The following is a 26523-nucleotide window of genomic DNA, read 5'->3' as shown; positions in this document are numbered from 1 at the left end:
GGAGGCGGTGACCGTGTTCGGTGGACTGGACGAGTTCTTCGCGCCCGCGCGCAGGCACATCGAGGAGGAGCGCCGCAGGGAGGCCCTGACCCGGGAGGACCCGGGGGACGCCGACCCGGCGCGCGGCCCGATAGACCTGACCTCGGGCCGCGTGACGATACGGGTCCCCGGCGCGGTTCCGGCTCCCCGCCCGGGGTCAGAGGGGCGCGTCGAGGAGGTGGAGGCGGTGGGCGAGGGCGGCGGCCTCGCCGCGGCCGGCGACGCCGAGCTTGGCGAGGATGTTGGAGACGTGGACGCTGGCCGTCTTCGGTGAGATGAACAGCTCCTCGGCTATCTGGCGGTTGGTGCGGCCGGCCGCGACCAGCCGCAGGACGTCCTGCTCCCGGGGCGTCAGGCCGAAGCTGTCGTCGCCGGGCTCCGCCGGGGCCGGGGCCGGCTTCTCGGGGGTGAGGGAGAGGCGGGCGCGGGCGGCGAGGAGTTCCGTGTCCTCGCGGAGCGGGCGGGCGCCGAGGCGGACGGCGGTGGCGTGGGCCTCGCGGAGCAGGGCCGCGGCCTCCTCGCGGTGGCCGCCCTCGACGAGCAGGGCGTCGGCGAGGCGGTGGCGGGCGCGGGCCAGCTCGTGCGGGCGTTCGAGCGGCTCGTAGGCGGCGACGACCTCGGCCCAGCGGGCGGCGGTCTCGCGGTTCTCGGCGCGGGCGAGCTCCTCGGACACCTGCAGGGAGTAGGCCTGCCAGATCGGTGCGGGGGTGGCGAGGGCGCGGACGCAGCGGCGGACGAGGGCCAGGGCATCGGCGCGGCCCTCGTCGGCGGCGGGCAGTCCGCGGCTGTCCGCCTCGGCGGTGACGGCGGTGAGGAGGAGCGGCCAGCCGTAGCGGTGGGTGCCGGGCGGGAACCCGGTCGCGGCGGTGGCAGCGAGTTGGTCCCGTACGTCCGCGAGGCGCCCCTCCGCGGCGGCTGCGGCGATCTCGGCCTGCGCCATGGGCAGGGTGTACTGCGGGATGGGGTCGCGGGCGCCGTAGCGCGTGCGTGCCTCGGCGAGGTACTCGGCGGCCCTGGCCGGCTCGCCGCGGAAGGTGGCGAGGTGGGCGAGCTGGAGCAGGGCCGTGCCGCCCGGCTTGGTGCTGCCGGCCGCGGAGCGGAGCAGTACCCCGGCCTCCTCCTTGCTGCGGTCCCACTCGCCGAGCGAGAGGAGCGATTCGGCGAGGTTGGCGCGGATCCAGCCCGCGCTGTCGACGAGGCCGCGGGAGCGGGCCAGTTCGATGCCGGTGGTGGCCGTCTCCACGGCCTCGCGGGAGCGGCCGAGGGACTCCATGGAGGAGGAGAGGTTCACATGGGCGCGGGCGGCCTCGTGGAACTGGCCGAGGGCGATGGTCCGTTCGAGCGCCTCGCCCATCGCGGCGAGTCCGCCCTCGGTGTCGCCGGCCGACACCATGATGGTGCCGAGGGTGATCCGGGCGTTCAGCTCGATCGCCTCGGCCTTGACGAAACGCGCGTACTCGACGGCGCGTTCGGCGGCGGCGAGGGCGTCGGGGCCGGGGTTGCGGAGCATGCCCCAGCCGGCCGCGCCGACCAGGACGGTGGCGTGGACGGCGGACGGCGGCAGGCCCTTGACGAGTTCCTGGGCGCGGGCGATCTCCGGCCAGCCGTCGCCCCGGCCGAGGTTGGACTGGAGCCGGGCCATCTCCGTCCAGAACCAGGCGGCGCGCAGCGGGTCGTTCTCGTCGCCGTCGAGGATCCGGAGCGCCGTCCGGCAGATCTTCGCGGCCCGCTCCCGCTCTCCGCTGAGCCGGGCGGCGACGGCGGCCTCGGCGAGCAGGTCGAGGTAGCGCAGCGAGGTGGTCTCGGGGTCGCAGCCGCAGGCGGGGTAGGCGTCGGCGTAGTCGATGGGGCGCAGCGAGTCGCGCGTGTCGGCGGGGACCTTGTCCCAGAGTTCCATGGCCCGTTCGAGGAGGCTGAGCTGCTCGGCGTAGGCGTGGCGCTTGCGGGTCTCGACGGAGGCCCGGAGGACGGCGGGGAGTGCCTTCTCCGGGACGTGCGCGTGGTACCAGTACGTGGCGAGCCGGGTGGTGCGCTCGTGGGGGCGGACGAGCCCGGGGCCGGCTTCCAGGACCTCGGCGTAGTGCCGGTTGATGCGGGAGCGTTCGCCGGGGAGCAGGTCGTCGCTGACGGCCTCGCGGACCAGGGAGTGGCGGAAGCGGTAGCCGTCGCCGTCGGGGACGGCGAGCAGGATGTTGGCGCCGACGCAGGCCCGCAGCGCCTCGATGAGTTCGTCCTCGGTGAGCCGGGCGACGGCGGCGAGCAGGCCGTACTCGACGGTGGAGCCGCCTTCGGCGACGATCCTGGCGACCCGCTGGGCGTCTTCGGGGAGCGTCTCGACCCGGACCAGCAGGAGGTCGCGCAGGGAGTCGCTGAGCTGGCCGACGGCGCAGCCGTTCTCGTGGGAGACGACGAGCTCCTCGACGAAGAAGGCGTTGCCGTCGGAGCGTTCGAAGACCTCTTCGACGAGGCCGGGGTCGGGTTCGGCGGCGAGGATGCCGGTGAGCTGGCGGTGCACCTCGGTGCGGGTGAAGCGGGCGAGTTCGATGCGGCGGATGGTGCGGAGCCGGTCGAGTTCGGCGAGGAGGGGGCGCAGCGGGTGGCGGCGGTGGATGTCGTCGGCGCGGTAGCTGGCGACGACCACGATCCGGCCGCGGCGGAGGGTGCGCAGGAGGTACGTGAACAGGTGCCGGGTGGAGGTGTCGGCCCAGTGCAGGTCTTCCAGGACGAGCACGATCGTACGGTCGGCGGCGAGCCGTTCCAGGAGCCGTACGGTGAGTTCGAAGAGGCGGGCGGTGGAGTCCTCGTCGGAGGGCTCGTGGCTGCCGGGGTCGCCCAGTTCGGGCAGCAGGCGGGCGAGTTCGCCCTGGTGGCCGTCGGCGGCGGCGTCCAGTTCGTCGGGAAGCTTGCGGCGGAGCGAGCGCAGGGCGGTGGCGAAGGGCGCGAAGGGCAGTCCGTCGGCGCCGAGTTCGACGCAGCCGCCGACGGCGACGACGGCGCCCCGGTCGGAGGCCGTGTCGAGGAACTCCTCGATGAGCCGGGTCTTTCCGACGCCCGCCTCGCCGCCGATGAGCAGGGCCTGCGGCTCTCCCGCGGTCGCGCGGGAGAGCGCCTCGGTGAGGGCGGTGAGTTCGCCGGCCCGGCCGACGAAGACGGGGCTGACTGACCTGGTCTCCACGGCGCCGAGCATCGCACAACCATCCGTGTTGTCGCTCATACGGGGGTCACGCGGCCCGGACGAAGCGGCCGCGTTCGCCGCCGTCCACCTGCCCCTCCGTGCCGTGGTTGCCGTGCCGGCGGCCGAAGAGGCGCAGGCCCCGGGTGGCGCCGGCGGCCTCGTGCGACAGGCGCTCGGCGGCGGCCTGGCGGATGAGCTCGGCGTGGTTCATGCGCTGGAGTTCGTACTCGAACATGGGGTGCTCCCTGGTCTTCTCTGTTTCGGTATCGCTCCTTGCGATGCCTCTACTTTCGTTTCCCAGGGGGTGCGGCCACATCGGGCGAGTGCCGCATGTTCGGCGTACGGGGGTCCTTAGGCGGGGCCCAGGGGGTCCTTAGGCGGAACCAGGACCCCCCTCAGAACCCCACCCCGACCGCCTCAGAACCCCACCTCGACCAGCCTCAGGAGCCCGCGGTCGGCAGGGTCAGGAACAGGTCGAAGTAGGTGCCGATCGACAGGAGGAGCCCCAGGCCGCCCAGGACGGCGCCGGCGACGGCGACGGCGCGGACCCAGCCGGTGCGCCGGGGAAGGGTGAGCACGACGAGGGCGACGATCAGGGCGAGCAGGGCGAAGACGCCGTTCACCAGTGCGGTGCTGTGCCAGGCGTCGCCGTAGATCTCGGAGATCTGCTGGGCCGGCGAGCCGCTCTGGGAGGTGGTGATCTGTCCGATGAGCGTCTCGCGCTCGGAGACGACCTTGCCGGTCCAGGTACCGGTGAGGGCGACGGCGCCGAGGGCGGCGGAGACGACCGCGGCGGCGCCGGCGCCGGTCCCGTCGGCCTCGGCGGCCGGTTCCGCCCCGGCGGCCTCGTCGTCGAGCTCGTCGTCGAACCCGTCCTCGTCCGCGTCACCGCTCGGGGCGGTCTTCCGGTCGCCGTCCGAAGCGTCGCGCGCGTCCTCGGCGGCGTCGGCCGCGGGGGTTTCCACGGCTTCGGCTCCGGCCCCGGGGGTTTCGGCGGTGGCCTCCTCGGCCTCCGCCGGCGACGTCTTCTCTGCGGTCTTCTCGGTCGTCTTGATGTCCATGCGGCGCACGCTAGGGGGCCCACATGAGAGCGGCCTTAAGAAGCGGCCGCCGCCTTCGCCGCGCGCCATTCGGGGGCGAGGACGGCCCAGACCTCCGTGTCGGAGCGGGTGCCGCGGTAGAGGTAGTTCTCCCGCAGCACGCCGTCCCTGGTCATGCCGAGGCGACGGGCGACGGCGATGCTCGGCCCGTTCTCCGAGGAGGCGAGCCATTCGACGCGGTGGATGCCGCGCTCCTCGATCGCCCAGTCGATGATGACCTTGCAGGCCCGGGTGATCAGGCCCTTCCCGGCGGCGGAAGGCTCCAGCCAGCAGCCCGCCTCGGCGGTCCCGTTGTCGGCGTCGAAGATCCGGAAGAGGACGCCGCCGACGAGGGTGCCGCCGGACCAGATGCCGTAGAGGCGTCCGGTGTCCTTCGCGGCCTTCTCGGCGTACGAGGTGAGGTAGGCGCGGGCGGAGTCGAGGTCCGCGACGAAGTCGGGGAGGGCGATGTGCCGCCCGATGAACTCCCGGCCCCGGTCCATGTGAGCCAGGAGCTCCTCCGCCTGCCAGGGCTCGAGCGGCCGCAGCTCGGCGCCGTCGTCACCCAGCGATATCGCGAACATCGTCGTTCCTCTCCTCCGCGGCCGAAGCCGTCACGCGCTGTCCCGGGATCTTCGCACGGGCGTCGGCGGCCACCCGGCACTCGGGCGGCTCGATGCTGATCCGGGGCAGGACGCGGTCGAGGCTCTTCGGCAGCCACCAGTTCGCCCCGCCGAGCAGGTGCATGAGCGCGGGGACGAGGAGCGTGCGCAGGACGAAGGCGTCGAGGGCGACGGCCGCCGCGAGCGCGATGCCGAACATCGCGATGACCCGGTCGCCGGAGAGCACGAAGGCGAGGAAGACCGAGATCATGATGACGGCGGCGGAGTTGATCACCCGGCTGGTCTCGGCGAGTCCGACCCGGACCGCCCGCCGGTTGTCCCCGGTCTCCAGCCACTCCTCGTACATCCGGCTGACCAGGAAGACCTGGTAGTCCATGGAGAGGCCGAAGAGCACCGAGACCATGATCACGGGAAGGAAGGGCTCGATGGGTCCGGCGCTGCCGAGGCCGAGGAGCTCGCTCCCCCAGCCCCACTGGAAGATCGCCACGACGATGCCGAAGGCGGCCGCGACGGCGGCGACGTTCATGGCGGCGGCCTTGAGCGGAATGCCGATCGAGCGGAAGGCGAGCAGGAGCAGCAGGCAGCCCAGGGCGATGACCACGCCGACGAAGAGCGGGAGCTTGCCGACGATGATCTCGGCGAAGTCGTCGTACGAGGCGGTGACGCCGCCGACGTGCACCTGGAGGGAGGTGCCGGCCTCGGCCTCCGGGAGGACGTCCTGGCGGAGCCGGTCGACGAGCTCGCTCGTGGCCTTGGACTGCGGCGAGGAGTCGGGGACGACGGTGAGCACGGCCGTGTCGCCGGCGCCGTTGTAGGTGACCGGGGAGACGGAGGCGACCCCGCGGGTGGCGGAGAGCGCGGCCGGGAGCGCGTCGAGGGCGACCCGGTCGTCGGCGCCGTCGATCCCCGCGACGAGGGTGAGGGGCCCGTTGACGCCCGGCCCGAAGCCCTCGGCGAGCAGGTCGTACGCCTGGCGCGTGGTCGCGGTGGCCGGGTTGTTGCCCTGGTCGGAGGTGCCCAGGTGGAGCGAGAGGGTCGGCAGCGCCAGGACGCCCATGACGACGACGGCCACGGCCCCCAGGAGCTTGGGGTGGCGCTCGACGAAGGCGGACCAGCGGGCCGCGAAGCCGGTGGGGAGCTCGGGCGCCGGCCCGTGCTCGGCGAGCGTCCGCCGTTCGCGCCGGGACAGCGCCCGCGGGCCGATGAACGAGAGCAGCGCGGGCAGCAGGGTGACGGAGGCGGCGACCGTGAGGACGACGGTGAGGGAGGCGGCGATGGCGACGCCGTTGAGGAAGCCGAGCCGCAGGATCAGCATGCCGAGCAGCGCGATGCAGACGGTGGCCCCGGCGAAGACGACGGCGCGGCCGGTGGTGGCGACGGCGGTCTCGGCCGCGTCGGCGACCGAGCGCCCGCGTTTGAGGCCCTTGCGGTGCCGGGTCACGATGAAGAGCGCGTAGTCGATGCCGACGCCGAGGCCGACCAGCATGCCGAGCATGGGGGCGAAGTCGGCGACGGTCATCAGATGGCCGAGGAGCACGATCCCGGAGTACGCGATGCCGACGCTGACGAGCGCGGTCGCGATGGGGAGCGCGGAGGCGGCGAGGGAGCCGAAGGCGAGGAAGAGGACGACGGCCGCGACGGCGACGCCGACGACCTCGGCGATGTGTCCGCCGGGCGCCTCGGTGAGGGCGACGGCGCTGCCGCCGAGCTCGACCTGGAGCCCGTCGTCCGCGGCGGCCTTCGCGGTGTCGACGAGGGCGCGGGCCTGGGCCTCGGGGATGTCGTCGGCCTGCTCGTCGAAGGTGACGGTGGCGTAGGCGGTGCGCCCGTCCTCGCTGATCTGGCCCGTCGCGGCCCCGTACGGGGAGGTGACGGCGGCGATGCCGGGCAGCGCGGCGGCCTTGTCGAGCATCGCGGTCATCCGCTGCTCGACGGCGTCGGCGCGGACGCTGCCGCGGTCGGTGTGCCAGACGATGGTGTCGCTGTCGCCGCCGAGGCCGTGGAAGCCCTGGTCGAGGAGGGTGGTGGCGCGGCCGGACTCGGTGCCGGGGACCTCGTAGTCGTTGGAGTACGCGCTGCCGGCGATGACCGCCCCCGTGCCGACCCCGCCGAGCGCGAGGAGCCACAGGAGGACGACGACGAGACGGTGCCGGATGCACCATCGAGCGATGGCTGCCAAAGGACGTGCTCCCTGGTGGTTCGTGGATCTTGCACGGGAACAGCCCGAGAAGAACGCATGACCTACGTGCGCCCACTCTTACAGCCAAACGTGATCGTTTGTCCCTTTCGTGTCGATGCTCACAGGCGTGTGCGGGGGATAAGGGACCGGGGTCCCGGGCCCCCCGCACCCGCCGCGGGCCTCACCCGGAGACGCTCGGGCGACCGTTCTCGATGTGCCCCATCAGTCGGCGGCGGAAGCCGGCCGGCGCGGTCACCTCGACGTCGTACCAGCCGTGCGCGTCGGCGGCCGAGTGGACGACGGTACGGGTCCTCCCCGGCTTCACCGTGACGGTCCGGGTCCAGTCGACGAGGTCGTCCTCGTCGACGTATCCCAGCGGCCTGATCGTGAAGGTCAGCCGCTCGGTGCCCGTGTTGCGCACGGTGACGTGCAGGTCGCGGTCGTGGTGGTCGATGCGCGAGGCCACCTCGGCGCCGCCCGTCGCGGGGCCCTCGAACTCACGGCGGAAGCCGTTGGGGCCGGTGATCGTGAAGCGGTAGCGCTCCCCGGGGACGGGGACGGTCCACTCCCCCGTCCCCCTGACGTCCCGGTGCTGCGGGACGGCGAACTCGCCCGCGTACGGATAGAGGGCGAAGTGCGCGCTCGCCTTGCCCGTGTTGCCGAGCGTGACGGTCACGGAACCGGCACCGGTCGTGGCGGAGGCGTCCGGCTGGTACGGCAGGGGGCGGGCCGGGCGGACGCCGGGCTCCTGGAGCGGCATCCGCTGCACGGCCGGGGGCTGCGGCCGCCAGCGGCCGGAGAACGGCGGGATCGGCCCCGGCCGGTCGACGGGCGGCTGCCGGCGGCCCCGCTTGAAGTCGAAGGCGGAGGTGAGGTCGCCGGTGACGGCCCGGCGCCAGGGGGTGATGTTGGGCTCCCGGACGCCGGTGAGCCGCTCCAGGAAGCGGATCACGGAGGTGTGGTCGAAGGTCTCGGAGCAGACGTAGCCGCCGACCGACCAGGGCGAGACGACGAGCAGCGGGACCCGGATGCCGAGTCCGGTGGGCTGCCCCTTCCAGCGCTCGTCCGTGTCCTCGGCGGGCGGCACCGGCGGCGGCACGTGGTCGAAGAAGCCGTCGTTCTCGTCGTAGTTGATCAGGACGACGGTGTGGCGCCACACGTCCGGGTGCGCGCCGAGGGCGTCGAGCACCTTGTAGACGAGGGTGGCGGAGGCGACCGGCGAGGAGGAGCCGGGATGCTCGGAGTCGATCGCGGAGGGGACGAGGTAGGAGACCTCGGGGAGCGTGCCGGCGGCGACGTCGGCGCGGAAGGCGTCGGCGAGGGTGCCGGACTCGACGCGGCGCAGCCCGCGCTCGAAGAGGGAGCGCTCGGCCGCGGTCAGGCCGGCGACGCCCTCCTCCAGGAGGCCGAGGAGCCTGGTCCGCTCGGCGGCGTCGTCGGTGTCGCGGACGGCGGCGTAGAAGGACTCCATGAAGGTGTGCCCGCCGGTCCCGGCGAGTGCCTTGCGGGCGATGTCCTTGAAGGTGGTGAAGAACTCGATGTTGTTGTCGGTGAAGTTCTCCCACTCGGTGTACGTCTTCCAGCTCCGCCCGGCCGCTTCGAGCCGCTCGGCGTAGGTGGACCAGCCGTAGCCGGGGTGGGTGCCCTCGGCGTAGGCGGCGTTGGTGACGGCCCGGCTGCCGTCGGCCTCGAAGCCGGTCCAGCCGGACCACAGGTGGTTGCGGTTGGGGCTCGTCGAGGTGTGGATCGACGAGTGGTAGGCGTCGCAGACGGTGAAGGTGTCGGCGAGCTCGTAGTGCAGGGGGATGTCCTGCCGGTCGTAGTACGCCATGGTCGCCGCGGTCTTGGCCGACACCCAGCCGTCCATCCAGCCGCCGCGCCAGGCCTTGGCGCCGCCGCCCCAGGAGTGGTCGAGGTCGCCGATGTACTGGAGGTCCTTGCGCTGCGCCTCGGCGGCGGCGCGGATCGGGAAGGGCAGCACGGTCCGGCCGAGCGCGGCCGGCTGCTCGAACACCGGTCGGCCGGAGGGCAGCTCGACGGCGTTGCGGTCGCCGAATCCGCGGACGCCGCGGAGGGTGCCGAAGTAGTGGTCGAAGGAACGGTTCTCCTGCATCAGGATCACCACGTGCCGCACCGCCGCCATCCCCCCGGCCGGGGGCTCCGCGGCCATCGCCGCCTGCAGCGACGGCGGCAGCAGCGACCCTGCCGCGGCCGCGCCGACGGCGCCTCCGCCCAGCGCGAGCAGCCTTCTGCGGGACATCTCGGATGACAAGACCGACCTCCAGTCGACGGCCAACGGTTCGCCTTCGAGCCATTGGGTGGTACGCCGGGGACGGTAGTGAGACGCGGTGACGGCGAGAAGACCCCGCGGAGAAATGGCGATGAACGGCCACACACCGACAATCCGGTTTACCTTCCTCCCATTCGGGAATGCGGGGGCGCATCAATTCCCGGAAAATGCGCCCGTATTGCGCGGCCCGCGCTCCATTGCCCGAAAGGAGAATTCCCCCCTACCCTCGAATCAGGCTGCTCGACGCATAGTTGGGGGTGGTAATGAGGCTTCGACTGATTTCTCTCCACTGCACGACGACAGAGGACGACCACGGCGAGGACGAACAGCGCCTGCTGGTCAACGGGGTTCAGGTCTGGGGTGCGGAATCGCCGGGCCTGAACAACGGGGACACGGCCGACCTGTCCGCCGTCCCGCTGATCGACTTCGGCACACGCGCCCGAGTCGAACTCTTCGACGACGATTCCCCGGACGACGACGACCTCCTCGGCCGCTTTTACGCGGGCCGGTCCCATGTGGGTCAAGGAGAACTGGAGTACAAGTTCACCGAGGACGACGCGGACTACACGCTGACCTACGAGGTGCTCGCCTAGCGCCGGGCGAGCGAGGTGCTCGCCCGGCCTCCCGAGTAATCACCCGGCCTCCCGGGCGACGACAGAGGGCGGTACCGCCGTCTCGCGACAGCCGTACCGCCCTCGTACGAGGTCCCCGGGAGGGGATCAGCCCTCGGTGACGCCCAGCTTCTCCAGGATCAGGTCCTTGACCTTCGCGGCGTCCGCCTGGCCACGGGTCGCCTTCATGACCGCGCCGACCAGGGCGCCGACCGCGGCGACCTTGCCGCCGCGGATCTTGTCGGCGATGGCCGCGTTGCCCGCGATGGCCTCGTCGACGGCCGTGCCGAGCGCGCCGTCGTCGGAGACGACCTTCAGACCGCGCTTCTCGACGACCGCGTCCGGAGTGCCCTCGCCGGCGAGAACGCCCTCGATGACCTGACGGGCCAGCTTGTCGTTGAGGTCACCCGAGGCGACCAGGGCCGAGACCCGGGCCACGTCCGCCGGCGTGATCGCCAGCTCCTCGAGGGACACGCCCTGCTCGTTGGCGTTGCGGGCGAGCTCGCCCATCCACCACTTGCGGGCCGAGGCCGCGTCCGCGCCCGCCTCGATCGTGGCGACGATCGGGTCGACCGCCCCCGCGTTGAGGATGGACTGCATCTCCAGCTCGGACACGCCCCACTCCTCGCGGAGCCGGTTGCGGCGCACGCGCGGCAGCTCGGGCAGCCCCTTGCGGAGCTCCTCGACCCACTCGCGGGCCGGGGCCACGGGGACGAGGTCGGGCTCCGGGAAGTACCGGTAGTCCTCGGCGTTGTCCTTGATGCGGCCGGAGGTCGTGGAGCCGTCGTCCTCGTGGAAGTGACGGGTCTCCTGCACGATCGTGCCACCGGAGGTCAGCACGGCCGCGTGGCGCTGGATCTCGAAGCGCGCCGCACGCTCCACCGAACGGAGCGAGTTGACGTTCTTCGTCTCCGAGCGGGTGCCGAACGTCTTGGTGCCGTTCGGACGCAGCGACAGGTTCACGTCGCAGCGCATCTGGCCCTTGTCCATGCGCGCCTCGGAGACGCCCAGGGCACGGATCAGCTCGCGCAGCTCGGCGACGTACGCCTTGGCGACCTCGGGGGCCCGCTCGCCCGCGCCCTCGATCGGCTTGGTGACGATCTCGATGAGCGGGATGCCGGCCCGGTTGTAGTCGAGCAGCGAGTGCGAGGCGCCGTGGATGCGGCCGGTCGCGCCACCGATGTGGGTGGACTTGCCGGTGTCCTCCTCCATGTGGGCGCGCTCGATCTCCACGCGGAAGATCTCGCCGTCCTCCAGCTGGACGTCCAGGTAGCCGTTGAAGGCGATCGGCTCGTCGTACTGGGAGGTCTGGAAGTTCTTCGGCATGTCCGGATAGAAGTAGTTCTTCCGGGCGAAGCGGCACCACTCGGCGATCTCGCAGTTCAGCGCGAGGCCGATCTTGATCGCGGACTCGACGCCGATCGCGTTGACCACCGGCAGCGAGCCGGGCAGGCCGAGGCAGGTCGGGCACGTCTGCGAGTTCGGCTCCGCGCCCAGCTCGGTCGAGCAGCCGCAGAACATCTTGGTCTTGGTGCCGAGCTCGACATGGACCTCCAGGCCCATGACGGGGTCGAACGCCGCGAGGGCCGCGTCGTACGACAGCAGTTCAGTGACAGTCACGGTGAGAATTCCCTCTGATGCCTTCGGTCTCAGCCGAACAGGACGTCGTCGTCACCGATGCGCTTGAGCTCGCGCACGAGGAGAGCGACGCCGGTGGCGATGGCGGCGGCGGACACGACGGCGTCGATCAGCTTGAGCGTGTCGTGCTCACTGCGGGCCGCACGGCCCCGCTTGACCACGCCAAGGAGGCCGAACGCGGTGGTGCCGATGGACAGGTACGTGCCGGTCTTGGACTTCTTGAAGCCCTTGGCCTTCTGCAGTGCACTGGTACTCACAGCGACGGAGCCTCCTCGAGCAGCGGGTGCCCCCACTTTTCCACGAAGGCGGCCTCGACGGCGGCGCCGACCTTGTACAGACGGTCGTCCTTCATGGCGGGAGCGATGATCTGCAGGCCGACCGGCAGACCGTCCTCGGGCGCCAGGCCGCAGGGCAGCGACATGGCGGCGTTGCCGGCCAGGTTGGTCGGGATCGTGCACAGGTCCGCGAGGTACATCGCCATCGGGTCGTCGGCACGCTCGCCGATCGGGAAGGCGGTGGTGGGGGTCGTCGGGGAGACGATCACGTCCACCTCCTCGAAGGCCTTCTCGAACTCGCGGGTGATGAGGGTGCGGACCTTCTGGGCCGAGCCGTAGTACGCGTCGTAGTAGCCGGAGCTCAGCGCGTACGTGCCCAGGATGATGCGGCGCTTGACCTCGTCGCCGAAACCGGCCTCACGGGTGAGGGCGGTGACGTCCTCGGCGGACCGCGTGCCGTCGTCGCCGACCCGCAGGCCGTAGCGCATGGCGTCGAAGCGGGCCAGGTTCGAGGAGCACTCGGACGGCGCGATCAGGTAGTACGCCGAAAGGGCGAGGTCGAACGTCGGGCAGTCCAGCTCGACGATCTCGGCGCCCAGCTCCTTGAGCAGCTCGACGGACTCGTCGAAGCGCTGCACGACACCGGCCTGGTAGCCCTCGCCGCGGAACTGCTTGACGACGCCGACGCGCATGCCGGCGACCGAGCCGTTGCGCGCGGCCTCGACGACCTGCGGGACCTCGGCGTCGATGGAGGTCGAGTCGAGCGGGTCGTGCCCGGCGATGGCCTCGTGCAGGAGGGCCGCGTCCAGGACCGTACGGGCGCAGGGGCCGCCCTGGTCGAGGGAGGACGAGAAGGCCACCATGCCGAAGCGGGAGACCGCGCCGTAGGTCGGCTTGACGCCGACGGTGCCGGTGACGGCGGCGGGCTGGCGGATCGAACCGCCGGTGTCCGTGCCGATGGCGAGCGGGGCCTCGTACGCGGCGAGGGCGGCCGAGGAGCCGCCGCCGGAGCCGCCGGGGATCCGGGTCAGGTCCCAGGGGTTGCCGGTCGGACCGTACGCGCTGTTCTCCGTGGAGGAGCCCATCGCGAACTCGTCCATGTTGGTCTTGCCCAGGATGACGACGTCGGCGGCCTTCAGGTTCTTGACCAGGGTCGCGTCGTACGGCGGGATCCAGCCCTCGAGGATCTTCGAACCCACGGTCGTCGGCATGCCGAGCGTGGTGAAGATGTCCTTGAGCGCGAGCGGCACGCCGGCCAGCGGGCCGAGCTTCTCGCCCCGGGCGCGCTTCTCGTCGACGGCGCGCGCCTGCGCGAGGGCGCCCTCGCGGTCGACGTACAGGAAGGCGTGGACCTTCTCGTCGACGGCCTCGATGCGGGCGAGGTGGGCCTCGGTGACCTCGACCGCGGTCAGCTCGCCGGCGGCGATCTTCCCGGCGATCTCGGCGGCCGTGAGCTTGATGATGTTGTTGTCCGTCATGACGTGTTAGTCCTCCCCCAGGATCTGCGGCACCTTGAAACGCTGCTGCTCCTGGGCCGGGGCGCCGGAGAGCGCCTGCTCGGGGGTGAGCGACGGACGGACCTCGTCCGCGCGCATGACATTGGTCAGCGGCAGCGGGTGGGAGGTCGGCGGTACGTCTTGGTCGGCGACCTCGGAGACGCGGGCGACCGCGCCGATGATGTCGTCGAGCTGGCCGGCGAAGTGATCGAGTTCTTCGCCCTTCAGCTCCAGACGCGCCAGCCGTGCGAGGTGGGCGACCTCCTCGCGCGTGATGCCAGGCATGCGGATCCTCACGGGGTGAGCTTGATGGTGTTGGCCCAATCCTATGGGGCTGGCACCGCTGCCCGTGAAACGGTTTGCCCCCGGACGGGGTCCGTCACTGCACGACCTGGCCCGAAGGGTGGTCCAAGTCGACCTGGGCGGCGAGGTCGGCGGGGCGGCGCCAGCCGTGTTCGCCGCGGGCGAGGAGCCAGGCGGTGGCTTCCACGGGCGGCATGGCGGCGGCGACGAGCCAGCCCTGGACGGCGTCGCAGCCGAGGTCGCGGAGGCGTTCCCAGGTCTCGTCGTCCTCGACGCCCTCGGCGACGACGAGGAGGCCGAGGGAGTGGGCGAGGTCGACGGTGCAGCGGACGATCTCGGCGTCCTCGGTGTCGACGGCGAGCCGGGCGACGAAGGAGCGGTCGATCTTCAGTTCGCTGACGGGCAGCCGGCGGAGGTGGACGAGGGAGGAGTAGCCGGTGCCGAAGTCGTCGAGGGACATCTTGACGCCGTGGCCGGTGAGGCCGTTGAGCGTGTCGGCGGCCCGCTGGGGGTCCTCCAGGAGGACGTGCTCCGTTATCTCCAGCTGGAGGGCGCCGGCCGGGACGCCGTGGCGGGCGAGTCGGGCGGCGACGGCGCCGGCGAAGCCGGGGGTGTGGACGTCGCGCGGCGAGACGTTGACGGCGACCGGGACGTTGAGGCCCTGGGCGCGCCAGCGGGCGACCTGGGCGAGCGCGGTCTCCAGGACGTACTCGGTGAGGTGCGGCATCAGGCCGGAGGACTCGGCGATGGCGATGAACTCGTCCGGCGGGACCTTGCCGCGCTCGGGGTGGACCCAGCGGACGAGGGCCTCCAGGCCGGCGACCTGGCCGTCGAAGCGGACCTTGGGCTGGTAGTGGAGTTCGACCTCGCCGGCGTCGAGGGCGCGGCGGAGGTCGCCGAGGAGGCCGAGCCGGTCGGGGGTGTTGGAGTCGCGCTTGGACTCGTAGACCTCGACGCCGGTGCGGTCGCGCTTGGCCTGGTACATGGCGACGTCGGCGCGGCGCAGCAGGCCTTCGGCGTCGAGGGCGTGGTCGGGGAAGACGGCGACGCCGGCGCTGGCCTCCAGGACGAGGGTGAGTCCGTCGAGGTCGAGCGGGGAGGAGAGTTCGGCGACGAGGTGGCGGGCGACCCGCTGGGCGCTGGTGGTGGAGTCGGCTGTGGGCAGCAGGACGGCGAACTCGTCGCCGCCGAGCCGGGCGGCCTCGGCGCCGCGGGGCAGGGCGAGGCGGAGCCGTTCGGCGATCTGGAGGAGCAGCCGGTCGCCCGCGAGGTGTCCGAGGGTGTCGTTGACCGAGCGGAAGCGGTCGAGGTCGATCAGGACGAGGGCGGCGCGGGCCCCTTCGCCCTCGGCCTCCTCCAGGGCGGTCCAGGCCCGCTCCAGGAGCCACTGGCGGTTGGGGAGCCCGGTGAGCGGGTCGCGGAGCTGTTCCTCGGCGCGGGCGCGGGCGATCCACAGGGTGGAGTCGAGGGCGATGAGGGGGACGGCGAAGAGCGGCAGGAGGACCGGCCGGGTGGCGGCGACGACGCAGATGAGCGGGGCGATGCCGAGCAGGGCGACGGCGACGAGGCCCTGCCGGAGGAGGGCGCTGCGGGCGACGGTGGGCAGGCCCCGGCCCTGGGGCGCGAGGGTGTACCACAGGAGGAGCCGGGTCACCACGAGGTAGGCGCCTGCGGCGAGGACGACTTCCGGGAGGTCTCCGATGGTCCAGTCGAGGGGCTGCCAGGGCGCTTCGACGGTCGGTACGTCTCCGAAGAGGCCGAGCACGAGGGCGGCGGCGGCCACGCCGAGGACATCGGCGGCGCCGTGCAGCACGCCCTGGCGCCAGCGGTGCCGGCGGGCGGCGCCGACGAGGGCGACGACGGTCAGCGAGACGAGGCCGGCGGGGACCCAGCCGTACAGGAGCAGGACGGCGAGGGTGAGGGCGGCGCCGGAGCCGGTGCCGCCCCACCAGCGGTCGCGGCCGAGGGCGACCAGGTGGCCGACGATGAGGCCGGCGAGGAGGGCGAGGGACCAGCCGGGGACCCCGCCGGGGAAGAGTCCGTGACCGGTGCTCAGGGCTTGCTGGAGCCCGACGACGAGCACGGCGACGGCGATGACCACCACGGCTGCGGGCAGCCGGGAGGTGAAGCCCGAAGTGACCGCACGGCCTTGTGGCCGTGGGACCGGGGCGGCGCTCTCGGTCGGTTCCATTCCCGTCCCTCTCACAGGCGGCGGTGCCGTCGGGTGTGCGCGGGGCCGCGGTGACGCGGCCGTCCGTCGTCCGGCCGGCGCGCGGCGGGGCGGAGCCCCCGGCGGCCGTGCGGGACGAGACGCACGGTCACCACCCTAGGCCGCCGAGGGCTCCGACGGGCAGCGCTCTCCTTCTCTTGCCCGAATGCGACCCGGCCACCCGTAACGATCTGGTATGCGCCGAACGGGTGACCTTCCGCGGGCCGGCGGGCGGCTACTCGGTGACCGGGACCGCGGCCTCCCGGGCTGCCTCGGGCCCTTGTTCGAGCAGGACGGAGAAGCCTTCCTCGTCCAGAACCGGAACCTTCAGCTGCATCGCCTTGTCGTACTTCGAACCAGGGTTTTCACCGACCACCACGAAGTCGGTCTTCTTCGAAACGGAACCGGTCACCTTCGCTCCGAGGCCCTGGAGCGACTCTTTTGCGCCATCCCTGGTGAACCGCTCCAGGGTGCCGGTCACCACGACCGTGAGGCCTTCCAGCGGACGCGGCCCCTCGTCCTCCCCGGCGCCCTCGTCCTCCAGGCTGACCCCCGCGGCCCGCCACTTGCGCACGATCTCGCGGTGCCACTCCTCGGCGAACCACTGCTTCACCGCGGTCGCGATGATCCCGCCGACGCCGTCCACGGCCGCCAGCTCCTCCTCGCTCGCCTGCTCGATCCGCTCCAGGGAGCGGAACTCGCGGGCCAGCGCCTCGGCCGCGACCGGGCCGACGTGCCGGATGGAGAGCCCGTTGATGAACCGGGCGAGCGGCCGGGTCCTCGCCGCCGCGATGTTCTCCAGCATCGCCAGGGCGTTCTTCTTCGGCTCGCCCTTCTGGTTGGCGAAGACCGTGACGATCTTCTCCTCGCCGGTCTTCGGGTCCCGCTTGGGCAGCCCGCTGTCCGGGTCGAGGACGTACGCCTTGATCGGCAGCAGCTGCTCGATGGTCAGGTCGAAGAGGTCGCCCTCGTCCACCAGCGGCGGCTCGGCCGGCTCCAGCGGCCGGGTGAGCGCCGCCGCGGCCACCGCACCGAAGTTCTCGATGTCCAGGCACTGCCGTCCGGCCAGGAAGAAGAGGCGCTCGCGCAGCTGGGCCGGGCAGGTCCGGGCGTTCGGGCAGCGGAGGTCGATGTCGCCCTCCTTCATCGGCTTCAGCGGCGTCCCGCACTCCGGGCACTCGGCCGGCATCACGAACTCCCGCTCGGTGCCGTCACGCAGGTCGGCGACCGGGCCGAGGATCTCCGGAATGACGTCGCCGGCCTTGCGCAGCACGACGGTGTCGCCGATCAGCACGCCCTTGGCCTTCACCACCTCCTGGTTGTGGAGGGTGGCGAACTCGACCTCGGAACCGGCCACGGTCACCGGCTCCACCTGCGCGTACGGCGTGACGCGCCCGGTCCGGCCGACGCCGACCTTGATGTCGACCAGCCTGGTGTTGACCTCCTCCGGCGCGTACTTCCACGCGATGGCCCAGCGCGGGGCGCGGGCCGTGGAGCCGAGCCGGCCCTGGAGCGGGATCTCGTCGAGCTTGACGACCACCCCGTCGATCTCGTGCTCCACGGAGTGACGGTTCTCCCCGAAGTACGCGATGAACTCGCGCACCCCGTCGAGCGAGTCGACCACCCGGTTGTGCCGGGCGGTGGGCAGCCCCCACTCGTGCAGCAGCTCGTACGTCTCCGAGAGCCGGGAGATGTCGAAGCCCTCGCGGGCGCCGATGCCGTGGACGACCATGTGGAGCGGGCGGGAGGCGGTGACCTTCGGGTCCTTCTGGCGGAGGGAGCCGGCCGCCGCGTTGCGCGGGTTGGCGAAGGGCTTGTCGCCGGCCTCCACCAGACGGGCGTTGAGCGCCTCGAAGCCCTCCATCGGGAAGTAGACCTCGCCGCGGATCTCCACGAGGTCCGGGACGCGGTCGCCGCGCAGCCGGTCCGGGATGTCGGTGATCGTCCGCACGTTGGGCGTGATGTCCTCGCCGGTGCGGCCGTCGCCGCGGGTGGCGGCGCGGGTCAGCCGCCCGTGCTCGTACGTGAGGTTGACCGCGAGGCCGTCGACCTTGAGCTCGCACAGGTAGTGGAAGTCGGGGGTGCCGACGTCCCGGGAGACCCGCTCGGCCCAGGTGGCCAACTCCTCGTCGTCGAAGGCGTTGTCCAGGGAGAGCATGCGCTCCCGGTGCTCGACGGAGGTGAACTCGGTCTCGTACTGCCCCGCGACCTTCTGGGTCGGCGAGTCCGGAGTCCGCAGTTCCGGGTACTCCTCCTCCAGCGCTTCGAGCGCGCGCAGGAGCTTGTCGAACTCGCCGTCGCTGATGACCGGCTGGTCCTTCACGTAGTACCGGAAGCGGTGCTCCTCGACCTGTTCGGCGAGGTCGGCGTGCTTCTCCCGTGCCTCGGCGGGCAGGGCCCCCTGTTCGACTGCCACCTTCGTCCGTCCTCCCGTACCTCGAAACCCGGTCACTCTGGGTTGTCCGCGAGCGACTTCGCCGCCCGGGCGCAGTGGGCGAGCGCCGCACGGGCGTAGGCGGGCGAAGCGCCCGCGAGCCCGCACGTGGGGGTGACGACCACGGACTCGGCGAGAGTCCCCGGATTCAGCCCCAGCCTGCGCCACAGCGTCCTGACCCCCATGACGCTACCGCCCGGGTCTGACAACGGGCCGTCAGTGGACGGCACCACACCGGCGAAGAGCTTCGTCCCGGCCTCGACGGCCTCGCCGATCGGCTCCTCGTCACGTTCGGTGAGCAGCCCGAAGTCGAACGAGACGCCGGCGACGCCGGACCGCCGCAGCAGGGCGAAGGGGACGTCGGGCGCGCAGGAGTGGACGACGACCGGCCCGTCGTGGACGGCGATCACGTCCCGCAGGGCGCTCTCCACGACCTGGCGGTCGACGGCCCGGTAGGTGCGGTAGCCGCTGGCCGTGCGGACGTGGCCGCGCAGCACGGCGGTGAGCGAGGGCTCGTCGAGCTGGAGGACGGGCCTGGCCCCCGGGACGCGCTTGCGCAGCTCCGCCAGGTGGCCGTGGAGTCCCTCGGCGAGGGAGCCGACGAGGTCGCGGCAGGCGCCCGCGTCGCCGAGGGCCGCCTCCCCGCCGCGCAGTTCGAGGGCGGCGGCGAGCGTCCACGGGCCCACGGCCTGGACCTTGAGCGGGCCCTCGTACCCCTGGGTGAACTCCTCCAGGGCGTCCAGGTCCTCGCCGAGCCAGGAGCGGGCGCGCTTGGTGTCGCGGCCGGGCCGGTCGCTGACGCGCCAGCCGCTGGGCTCCACGTGCGCGTAGAGGTCGACGAGCATCCCGATGGTCCGGCCGATCATGTCGGCGCCCGGGCCGCGGGCGGGCAGCTCGGGGAGGAAGGGGAAGTCCTCGAACGAGCCGGTGGCGGCCTTGGCGGCCTCGCGGGCGTCGCCGCCGGGCAGGGAGCCGACGCCGGTGGCCGGACCCCAGGGCTTGGTGTCGCTCATGTCCTTCGTGTCGCCGCCCGATGTCTCGCGGCCTGTCGTCTCGCCCATGTCTACCGTCCCGGGCGGACGGTGAGGTCGTTGATCTCGGCGTCGCGCGGCAGGTCGATGGCGGTGAGGATCGCCGTCGCGACGGACTCGGGGTCGATCCACTTCGACGGGTCGTACTCCTTGCCCTCCTGCTGGTGCACCTTGGCCTGCATGGGGCTCGCGGTGCGGCCCGGGTAGACGGAGGTGACCCGCACGCCGTTGGCGTGCTCCTCGTGGCGCAGGGCGTCCGCGAGGGCCTTGAGGCCGTGCTTGGAGGCCGCGTACGCGCCCCACTCGCCGTGCGCGGTGAGGCCGGCGCCGGAGTTCACGAAGACCACGTGGCCCTGGGAGACCCGCAGCTGGGGCAGGAGGTGCCGGGTCAGCTCGGCCGGGGCGACGAGGTTGACGTTGAGCTGGTGGTGCCAGGTCTTCGGGGTGAGGTCGCCGATCGGCCCGAGGTCGACGACACCGGCGATGTGCAGCAGGCTGTCCACCCGTTCGGGCATGGTCTGGTGCGAGAACGCCCAGGACAGCCGGTCCGGGTCGGCGAGGTCCCCGACCAGCGTCCGCGCGCCGGGGAACTGCGCGGCGAGCTCCTTCGCCCGCCCCGCGTCGCGCGCGTGCAGCACGAGCTCGTCCCCGCGCGCGTGCAGGCGGCGCGCGACGGCCGCGCCGATGCCGGAACCGGCTCCGGTGATCACATGAGTAGCCATGGTCACCATGCTCGCATCAGCGGGAGGCGATGTTCTCCTCCAGGTGGGCGAGGGCGGTCGGGCCGTCGTCCGCGAAGAAGACGAGATCGGTGAGGGGGAGCGGGAGGAAGCCCTCGGCTTCCATGCGGTGGAACTGGGTCTTCAGGCCGTCGTAGAAGCCGGCGGTGTTGAGGAGGACGACGGGCTTGGAGTGCTTGCCGTGCTTCTTCAGCTCCAGGATCTCGGTGGCCTCGTCGAGCGTGCCGGTGCCGCCGACCATGACGACGACGGCGTCGGACTTGGCGAGGAGCAGGGCCTTGCGGGCGGCCAGGTCCTCGGTGACGACCATCTCGTCCGCGTCCGGGCGGGCCTTGTGGGCGAGGAAGTCGACGGAGACGCCGACGAGTCGGCCGCCGCCCTCCTGGACGCCGTCCGCGACGACCTTCATCAGGCCGGTGTCGGAGCCGCCCCAGACGAGGGTGTGGCCGGCCTTGCCGAGGAGGCGGGCGAAGTCGCGGGCGGGGGCCGTGTAGCGCTCGTCGAGGTCGGCGGCGGAGAGGAAGACGCAGATGTTCATGCGCTCCACCGTAGGCCCTGACCAGCGCCTTCGGATTTCCTTCGACAAATACCGCCGGGCGGCGATGAGTTCCGGTGACGTCCTCGGTCTGCCCTGCCATGGACGAGGTGAGCACCACGCCGAGCAGGATCCGAGGACGGGTCACGTCACGGGACGGGACGCCGATCGCCTACGAGCGGTACGGCGACGGGCCGCCGCTCGTCCTGGTGAGCGGGGCGCTGGGCACGGCCGCGGGCGAGCGGGTCCTCGGCGGGCTCCTGGCCCGGAGCTTCTCGGTCGTGGCGTACGACCGGAGGGGCCGCGGCGCGAGCGGGGACACCGGGCCGTACGCGGTGGAGCGGGAGATCGAGGACCTGGCGGCGGTCGTCGGGGAGGCGGGGGCGGGGGCCGCCCTGCACGGAACGGGCACGGGGGGCGCGCTGGCGCTCGCCGCGGTGGCCGCCGGGGTGCCGACGGGGCCGGTGTCCCTGTACGAGCCGCCGTACGCGGCGGAGGAGCGGGAGCGGTGGCGGCGGGTGGCCGCCCTGCTCGACCGGGGGCGGCGGGCGGCGGCGCTCGACCTGTTCCTGGCGGACTCGGCGGGGTCCCCGGGGCTGCGTGCCGGGGTGACGGAGCTGCGGCCCGGCGTCGCGGAATCGGCCCGCACGCTCGCGTACGACGTCGCCGTCGTCGGCGACGGTCGGGTGCCGGAGCGGCTGCTGGCCCGGGTCCGCGCGCGCGTGCTCGTGGTCGACGGCGGCGCCGGCCCGGTGGGGACCCGGCAGGCGGCGCGCGACCTGGCGGCGGCCCTCCCCCGGGCCCGGCACCGCACCCTGACGGGCCAGACCCACGAGGTCGCCCCGCACGTCCTGGCCCCGGTCGTCGAGGAGTTCCTCACCGAGGACCGGGAGACCGCCGGGGCGGTGTAGACCGCCCCGGCGGGGCTACGCGGGGGCCGGGGTGCGGCGCACCGTCGTGGCGATGGTGGCGGAGCCGACCACGCGGGTGCCGTCGTAGAGGACGATGGCCTGGCCGGGGGCGATGCCGCGGACGGGCTCGTCGAAGGCGACCTTCAGCTCGCCGTCCGCCATCACCGCGTCGACCGGCGTCTCGCCGCCGTGGGCGCGGAGCTGGGCGGTGTAGCGGCCGGGGCCGTCCGGGGCCGTGCCGCACCAGCGGGGCTTGATCGCGGTGAGCGCGGTGACGTCGAGGGCCTCGGCCGGGCCGACCGTGACGGTGTTGTTCACGGGCGAGATGTCGAGGACGTAGCGGGGCTTGCCGTCCGCGGCCGGGTGGCCGATCCGCAGGCCCTTGCGCTGGCCGATGGTGAAGCCGTACGCGCCCTCGTGGCTGCCGATCCGGTTGCCGGCCTCGTCGACGATGTCGCCCTCCGCCTTGCCGAGGCGGGAGGCGAGGAAGCCCTGCGTGTCGCCGTCGGCGATGAAGCAGATGTCGTGGCTGTCGGGCTTCTTCGCGACGGCGAGCCCGCGCCGCTCGGCCTCCGCCCGGATCTCGTCCTTGGTGGTGAGCGTGTCGCCCAGCGGGAACATCGCGTGCGCCAGCTGCTTCTCGTCCAGCACGCCGAGCACGTACGACTGGTCCTTGGCCATGTCGGAGGCCCGGTGCAGCTCGCGGGTGCCGTCCTCGTTCAGGACGACGGTGGCGTAGTGGCCGGTGCAGACCGCGTCGAAGCCGAGCGCGAGCGCCTTGTCGAGCAGCGCCGCGAACTTGATCTTCTCGTTGCAGCGCAGGCACGGGTTGGGCGTGCGGCCGGCCTCGTACTCCGCCACGAAGTCGTCGACGACGTCCTCGCGGAAGCGTTCGGCCAGGTCCCACACGTAGAACGGGATGCCGATGACGTCGGCCGCCCGGCGCGCGTCGCGCGAGTCCTCGATCGTGCAGCAGCCGCGGGCTCCGGTGCGGAAGGACTGCGGGTTCGCGGAGAGGGCGAGGTGCACGCCGGTGACGTCGTGGCCCGCCTCGGCGGCACGGGCGGCGGCGACGGCGGAGTCCACTCCGCCGGACATGGCGGCAAGTACCCGGAGGGGGCGGGTGCGGGGGCGCGGGGGCGGAGTCTGAGTCATAGCCCTACCAGGGTACGGGGCGCCGGGAACCGGGAGCGCGGGAGTAAGCGTTCTCGGTGGCATGGGGAGCAAGGGCAAGGGGTCGGACGCGTCCGGCAGGCGGGTGGGGCGGCGCGCGGTGCTGCTCGGCGGCGGGGCGGCGGTGCTCGGCGCGGGCGCGCTGGCCAAGGACGAGCTCGGGCGGCTCTGGTGGCGGCTGCCGGGCACGGAGAAGAAGCGGGTCGACGGTGAGCTCGACCACAAGGGCGCCGAGTGGACGGCGGCGGCGCGGGCGAACTGGCGCCGGGCCGACCGGCCGGACGACTACCGGATCGACCGGGTCGTGATCCACGTCGTCCAGGGCAGCTACGCGACCGCCCTGAAGGTCTTCAAGAACCCGGGGCACGGGGCCGCCGCCCACTACGTGGTCCGCAAGGACGGTCACGTGGCGCAGATGATCCGGGAGCTCGACGTCGCCTTCCACGCCGGCAACCGCGACATGAACGAGCGCAGCATCGGCATCGAGCACGAGGGCTTCGTCGACCGGCCGCGGGACTTCACCGCGGCGATGTACGCGGGGTCGGCGCGGCTCACGGCCGACATATGCGCCCGCTACGGGATACCCGTCGACCGGGAGCACATCATCGGGCACGTGGAGGTCGAGGGCAGCGACCACACCGACCCGGGGCCGCACTGGGACTGGAACCGCTATCTGAAGCTCGTGCGCGAGGCGTCGAAGAAGACCGCGTGAGACCGTCCGCCGGGCCGCCGGGGACGGCCGGCGGCGGAGACCCGGGTACGGGGACCTGGTGCGGACCCCGGTTCGGGCCGACGGCCACGGCGACGACGGCGGTGGCGGTCAGCTGAGGCCGGCGGTCCGGGCGCGGTCCACGGCCGGGCCGATGGCCTCGGCGACCGCGGCCACGTCCTCCTTGGTGGAGGTGTGGCCGAGGGAGAAGCGCAGGGTGCCGCGGGCGAGGTCCGGGTCGGTGCCGGTGGCGAGGAGGACGTGGCTGGGCTGGGCGATGCCGGCGGTGCAGGCGGAGCCGGTGGAGCAGGCGATGCCGGCCGCGTCGAGCAGCAGGAGCAGGGAGTCGCCCTCGCAGCCCGGGAAGGTGAAGTGGGCGTTGGCGGGGAGCCGCTCGACGGGGTCGCCGCCGAGGATCGCGTCGGGGACGGCCGCGTGGACGGCGGCGACGAGTGCGTCCCGCAGGGCACCGACTTCCCGGGCGAACTCCTCGCGCCGCTCGGTCGCGAGCCGGGCCGCCACGGCGAACGCGGCGACGGCGGGCACGTCGAGGGTGCCCGAGCGGACGTGCCGCTCCTGGCCGCCGCCGTGCAGCACGGGTACGGGGGTGTGCTCGCGGCCCAGGAGCAGCGCGCCGATCCCGTAGGGGCCGCCGATCTTGTGGCCCGAGACGGTCATCGCGGCGAGGCCGGAGGCGGCGAAGTCGACCGGCACCTGACCGACGGCCTGGACGGCGTCGGCATGCAGCGGCACGCCGAACTCGGCGGCCGCGTCGGCGAGTTCGCGGACCGGCATGACAGTGCCGATCTCGTTGTTGGCCCACATGACGGTGGCCAGGGCGACGGACCCCGGATCGCGGGCGATGGCTTCGCGGAGCGCCTCGGGACGCACCCGGCCGTGCCGGTCCACCGGCAGGTACTCCACGTCGGCGCCCTCGTGCGCGGCGAGCCAGTCGACGGCGTCGAGCACGGCGTGGTGCTCCACCGGGCTGGCGAGCACGCGGGTGCGGCGGGGGTCGGCGTCCCGGCGGGCCCAGTACAGGCCCTTCACGGCGAGGTTGTCGGCCTCCGTGCCACCGGAGGTGAACACCACCTCGCTCGGCCGCGCACCGAGCGCGGCGGCGAGCATCTCGCGCCCCTCCTCGACGGTCCGCCTGGCCCGTCGGCCGGGGGCGTGCAGGGAGGAGGCGTTGCCCGTGACGGCGAGCTGGGCGGTCATCGCCTCGATCGCCTCGGGCAGCATGGGCGTGGTCGCGGCGTGGTCGAGGTAAGCCATGGTGGGTCGATTCTACGAGCCCACCACGGCGCGGCTGTACGGGGCGCCCGGTACGGCACGGCCGTACGGGCGCCCGGAGTCCGCCGCCTGCCGGGTTCAGCCGCGCGGGGCGCGGGCCAGCTGGCGGGACTGGGCGACGAGCCGGTCGGCGCTGTCCCAGACCTCGGCGTCCTCTTCGAGGAAGCCGCCGGCGAGGTTGCGGGTGGTGATGGAGACCCGCAGCGGGCCGGGGGCCGGGCGGCAGCGGACGTGGGTGGTGAGCTCGACGGTCGGGGTCCAGCCCTTGAGGCCCAGCTCGAAGGAGGTCGGCGGCAGGGCGTCGACGGTGAGGAGCAGGGACAGCGCGTCGGGCTCGCGGCCGTCGGCGAGGCCGAACCACGCCCGCATCTCGCCCTTGCCGGACGGGGCGCCGACCGCCCAGCCGACGCAGGCCGGGTCGAGGCGGAGGTCGAGGCGGTCGGCGATGGCGGACGAGCCGGGGATCCGCGGGGCCGGGTTGTCGGCGGCGCTGAAGCAGTTCTCGATCGCGGCCATCGCCGGGGGCGTCGCGGTGGTGCGGACGTCGTCCGCGAGGGCGTCGAGGTCGCCGTACGAGGCGAGGACGCGGATCCGCTCGACCTCGGTGCCGTCCTCGGCGTACTGGAAGAGGGACGCCTGTCCGGTGGAGAGCGACCGGCCGGTGCGGACCGTCTCCGTGCGGATCACCGCGGGGCCGGGCACGGACGGCGTGAGGTAGTGCGCCGAGATCGTGAACGGGTCGGGGTGCGGGAGGTGGTCGCCGAGGGCACGGCCGAGCAGGGCGAGGAGGTAGCCGCCGTTGACGGCCTGGATGATCGTCCAGCCGGCGGAGAGGTCCGCGTCGTAGACGCCGGGCTCCCGGAGGGTGACGGCGGTGTCGCGGTCGAACTCGCTGGTGGCGACGCTGCTCGCCCGGTGGTTCGTCTCGGTGCTCGTGCTCATGGTTTCGACGGTACCGCAGGTAATTACTGAGCGGTAGCTTTTTCCGGCTCCTCGCGCGCGGAAGACCGGCGGTTCCAGGCGCGCGGCGCCCGCCAGTGGTAGCGCATCGCCAGCAGGCGGAGCACGAAGGCCGTGAGGACGGCGGTACCGCTGGTGAAGGCGTTCAGCATGTCGAAGCGGATGCACAGCACCACCATCGTCGCCCCCACGATCGCCGGGACGGCGTACAGGTCCCGGTCCCAGCGGAGCAGCGACGGCACCTCGTTGGCCAGCACGTCGCGCAGCACACCGCCGCCGACGGCCGTGGCCAGACCCAGCACGGCGGAGGACGTCAGCCCGAGCCCGTAGTCGTACGCCTTCGTCGTCCCCGTCACGCAGAACAGCCCCAGGCCCGCCGCATCGAAGACGTTCACCGCCGTCTGCGTCCGCTCGACCTCCGGGTGCAGGAAGAAGACCAGGACCGCCGCGACCAGCGGCATCAGGAAGTACCCGAGGTCCGCGAACGCGGCGGGCGGCACCGCGCCGATGATCAGGTCACGGAACAGGCCACCGCCGAGCGCGGTGACCTCGGCGAGGACGGCGATGCCGAAGACGTCGAAGTTCTTGCGGACGGCGAGGAGGGCGCCGGAGATGGCGAAGACGAAGATGCCGATGAGGTCCAGGGTGTGCTGGACATCCGGGCTGAACAGGTCGTGAAGCACGCGCTCATTGTCCCGGTTGTCCCCCTGGCCCCACGCGCCCACCCCACCACGGGGGCGCCTCCGCCCGTCCCCGCCCGTCCCCGTCCGTCACCGGCGGAGGGTCGCGGGCACGGCAGAGGCCCCCGGCGCCGTGGGGC

General features: G+C 72.9%; 23 protein-coding genes. 4 read left to right on the top strand and 19 right to left on the bottom strand.

Annotated features, from left to right (window positions below; all coding sequences use genetic code 11):
• Positions 1-7 precede the first annotated feature (7 nt).
• A complete protein-coding gene (locus tag ACFCY7_RS09535) occupies positions 8-313 on the top strand; it encodes a DUF6191 domain-containing protein (RefSeq protein WP_376482889.1) in 306 nt (101 codons plus the stop codon).
• On the opposite strand, the gene ACFCY7_RS09530 is transcribed toward ACFCY7_RS09535, so the two are convergent.
• The 6 genes from ACFCY7_RS09530 to ACFCY7_RS09505 all read right to left on the bottom strand — a co-directional run bounded on the left by ACFCY7_RS09530 (position 197) and on the right by ACFCY7_RS09505 (position 9367).
• Positions 197-3253, bottom strand: a complete 3057-nt coding sequence (locus ACFCY7_RS09530; RefSeq protein WP_376482887.1) for an AAA family ATPase — start codon at positions 3251-3253, stop codon at positions 197-199. The genes ACFCY7_RS09535 and ACFCY7_RS09530 overlap by 117 nt on opposite strands.
• A gap of 7 nt (positions 3254-3260) precedes the next feature.
• Positions 3261-3449: a hypothetical protein gene (locus ACFCY7_RS09525; RefSeq protein ID WP_376482885.1), complete on the bottom strand. Its 189-nt coding sequence runs from the start codon at positions 3447-3449 to the stop codon at positions 3261-3263.
• A 205-nt stretch (positions 3450-3654) separates the two neighbouring features.
• A complete protein-coding gene (locus tag ACFCY7_RS09520) occupies positions 3655-4275 on the bottom strand; it encodes a hypothetical protein (protein ID WP_376482883.1) in 621 nt (206 codons plus the stop codon).
• A 35-nt stretch (positions 4276-4310) separates the two neighbouring features.
• Entirely contained in the window at positions 4311-4877 is a 567-nt protein-coding gene (locus tag ACFCY7_RS09515) for a GNAT family N-acetyltransferase (protein ID WP_376482881.1), read from the bottom strand.
• Positions 4855-7095, bottom strand: a complete 2241-nt coding sequence (locus tag ACFCY7_RS09510; RefSeq protein WP_376482880.1) for an MMPL family transporter — start codon at positions 7093-7095, stop codon at positions 4855-4857. Before ACFCY7_RS09510 ends, ACFCY7_RS09515 begins: the two co-directional genes overlap by 23 nt.
• A 181-nt stretch (positions 7096-7276) precedes the next feature.
• Positions 7277-9367: a phosphocholine-specific phospholipase C gene (locus tag ACFCY7_RS09505; protein WP_376482877.1), complete on the bottom strand. Its 2091-nt coding sequence runs from the start codon at positions 9365-9367 to the stop codon at positions 7277-7279.
• A gap of 281 nt (positions 9368-9648) precedes the next feature.
• Here ACFCY7_RS09505 and ACFCY7_RS09500 point away from each other — a divergent pair, with 281 nt between their 5' ends.
• Positions 9649-9978 carry a hypothetical protein gene (locus ACFCY7_RS09500; RefSeq protein WP_376482875.1) on the top strand — a complete coding sequence of 110 codons (330 nt, stop codon included), beginning with the start codon at positions 9649-9651 and terminating at the stop codon, positions 9976-9978.
• A 126-nt stretch (positions 9979-10104) separates the two neighbouring features.
• On the opposite strand, the gene gatB is transcribed toward ACFCY7_RS09500, so the two are convergent.
• The 9 genes from gatB to ACFCY7_RS09455 all read right to left on the bottom strand — a co-directional run bounded on the left by gatB (position 10105) and on the right by ACFCY7_RS09455 (position 20660).
• Positions 10105-11616, bottom strand: a complete 1512-nt coding sequence (gatB, locus tag ACFCY7_RS09495; protein ID WP_376482873.1) for an Asp-tRNA(Asn)/Glu-tRNA(Gln) amidotransferase subunit GatB — start codon at positions 11614-11616, stop codon at positions 10105-10107.
• 29 nt (positions 11617-11645) lie between these two features.
• Entirely contained in the window at positions 11646-11891 is a 246-nt protein-coding gene (locus ACFCY7_RS09490) for a hypothetical protein (RefSeq protein ID WP_362565718.1), read from the bottom strand.
• The gene (gatA, locus tag ACFCY7_RS09485; protein WP_376482872.1) at positions 11888-13387 is read right to left on the bottom strand and encodes an Asp-tRNA(Asn)/Glu-tRNA(Gln) amidotransferase subunit GatA; all 1500 of its coding nucleotides are present in this window, start codon (positions 13385-13387) and stop codon (positions 11888-11890) included. The genes ACFCY7_RS09490 and gatA overlap by 4 nt, the downstream gene beginning before the upstream one ends.
• A gap of 6 nt (positions 13388-13393) precedes the next feature.
• On the bottom strand, positions 13394-13690 hold the full coding sequence (gatC, locus tag ACFCY7_RS09480; protein WP_015036350.1) for an Asp-tRNA(Asn)/Glu-tRNA(Gln) amidotransferase subunit GatC: 297 nt from the start codon (positions 13688-13690) through the stop codon (positions 13394-13396).
• A gap of 94 nt (positions 13691-13784) precedes the next feature.
• Positions 13785-15899 carry a putative bifunctional diguanylate cyclase/phosphodiesterase gene (locus ACFCY7_RS09475; RefSeq protein WP_376482871.1) on the bottom strand — a complete coding sequence of 705 codons (2115 nt, stop codon included), beginning with the start codon at positions 15897-15899 and terminating at the stop codon, positions 13785-13787.
• Positions 15900-16152: 253 nt separating this feature from the next.
• On the bottom strand, positions 16153-18333 hold the full coding sequence (ligA, locus tag ACFCY7_RS09470) for an NAD-dependent DNA ligase LigA (protein ID WP_376482870.1): 2181 nt from the start codon (positions 18331-18333) through the stop codon (positions 16153-16155).
• Between the two features lie 32 nt (positions 18334-18365).
• On the bottom strand, positions 18366-19364 hold the full coding sequence (locus tag ACFCY7_RS09465) for a methionine synthase (RefSeq protein WP_376482960.1): 999 nt from the start codon (positions 19362-19364) through the stop codon (positions 18366-18368).
• 50 nt (positions 19365-19414) lie between these two features.
• Positions 19415-20113: an SDR family oxidoreductase gene (locus ACFCY7_RS09460; protein WP_376482868.1), complete on the bottom strand. Its 699-nt coding sequence runs from the start codon at positions 20111-20113 to the stop codon at positions 19415-19417.
• A gap of 7 nt (positions 20114-20120) precedes the next feature.
• Positions 20121-20660, bottom strand: coding sequence for a TIGR00730 family Rossman fold protein (locus tag ACFCY7_RS09455; protein ID WP_376482867.1), 540 nt, complete (start codon positions 20658-20660; stop codon positions 20121-20123).
• Positions 20661-20758: 98 nt separating this feature from the next.
• Between ACFCY7_RS09455 and ACFCY7_RS09450 the strand changes: the two genes are divergently transcribed.
• The gene (locus ACFCY7_RS09450; protein WP_376482958.1) at positions 20759-21568 is read left to right on the top strand and encodes an alpha/beta fold hydrolase; all 810 of its coding nucleotides are present in this window, start codon (positions 20759-20761) and stop codon (positions 21566-21568) included.
• Between the two features lie 15 nt (positions 21569-21583).
• Here ACFCY7_RS09450 and mnmA read toward each other — a convergent pair whose 3' ends face one another.
• Positions 21584-22723, bottom strand: coding sequence for a tRNA 2-thiouridine(34) synthase MnmA (gene mnmA / locus ACFCY7_RS09445; RefSeq protein WP_376482865.1), 1140 nt, complete (start codon positions 22721-22723; stop codon positions 21584-21586).
• A 61-nt stretch (positions 22724-22784) separates the two neighbouring features.
• Here mnmA and ACFCY7_RS09440 point away from each other — a divergent pair, with 61 nt between their 5' ends.
• On the top strand, positions 22785-23453 hold the full coding sequence (locus ACFCY7_RS09440) for an N-acetylmuramoyl-L-alanine amidase (protein ID WP_376482863.1): 669 nt from the start codon (positions 22785-22787) through the stop codon (positions 23451-23453).
• A 108-nt stretch (positions 23454-23561) separates the two neighbouring features.
• Here the strand turns inward: ACFCY7_RS09440 and ACFCY7_RS09435 are convergent, their stop codons facing one another.
• The 3 genes from ACFCY7_RS09435 to ACFCY7_RS09425 all read right to left on the bottom strand — a co-directional run bounded on the left by ACFCY7_RS09435 (position 23562) and on the right by ACFCY7_RS09425 (position 26386).
• Positions 23562-24725 carry a cysteine desulfurase family protein gene (locus ACFCY7_RS09435; protein ID WP_376482861.1) on the bottom strand — a complete coding sequence of 388 codons (1164 nt, stop codon included), beginning with the start codon at positions 24723-24725 and terminating at the stop codon, positions 23562-23564.
• 96 nt (positions 24726-24821) lie between these two features.
• Positions 24822-25685: a thioesterase family protein gene (locus ACFCY7_RS09430; RefSeq protein ID WP_376482858.1), complete on the bottom strand. Its 864-nt coding sequence runs from the start codon at positions 25683-25685 to the stop codon at positions 24822-24824.
• A 23-nt stretch (positions 25686-25708) separates the two neighbouring features.
• The gene (locus ACFCY7_RS09425) at positions 25709-26386 is read right to left on the bottom strand and encodes a trimeric intracellular cation channel family protein (RefSeq protein ID WP_376482856.1); all 678 of its coding nucleotides are present in this window, start codon (positions 26384-26386) and stop codon (positions 25709-25711) included.
• Positions 26387-26523: the final 137 nt, after the last annotated feature.

The sequence above is a fragment of the Streptomyces sp. NPDC056361 genome (genome assembly GCF_042262805.1).
In the GTDB taxonomy this organism is placed as follows: Bacteria; Actinomycetota; Actinomycetes; order Streptomycetales; family Streptomycetaceae; genus Streptomyces.
The sequence above is the reverse complement of the archived record's forward strand: the minus strand, read 5'-3'. Positions and strand labels throughout refer to the sequence as shown.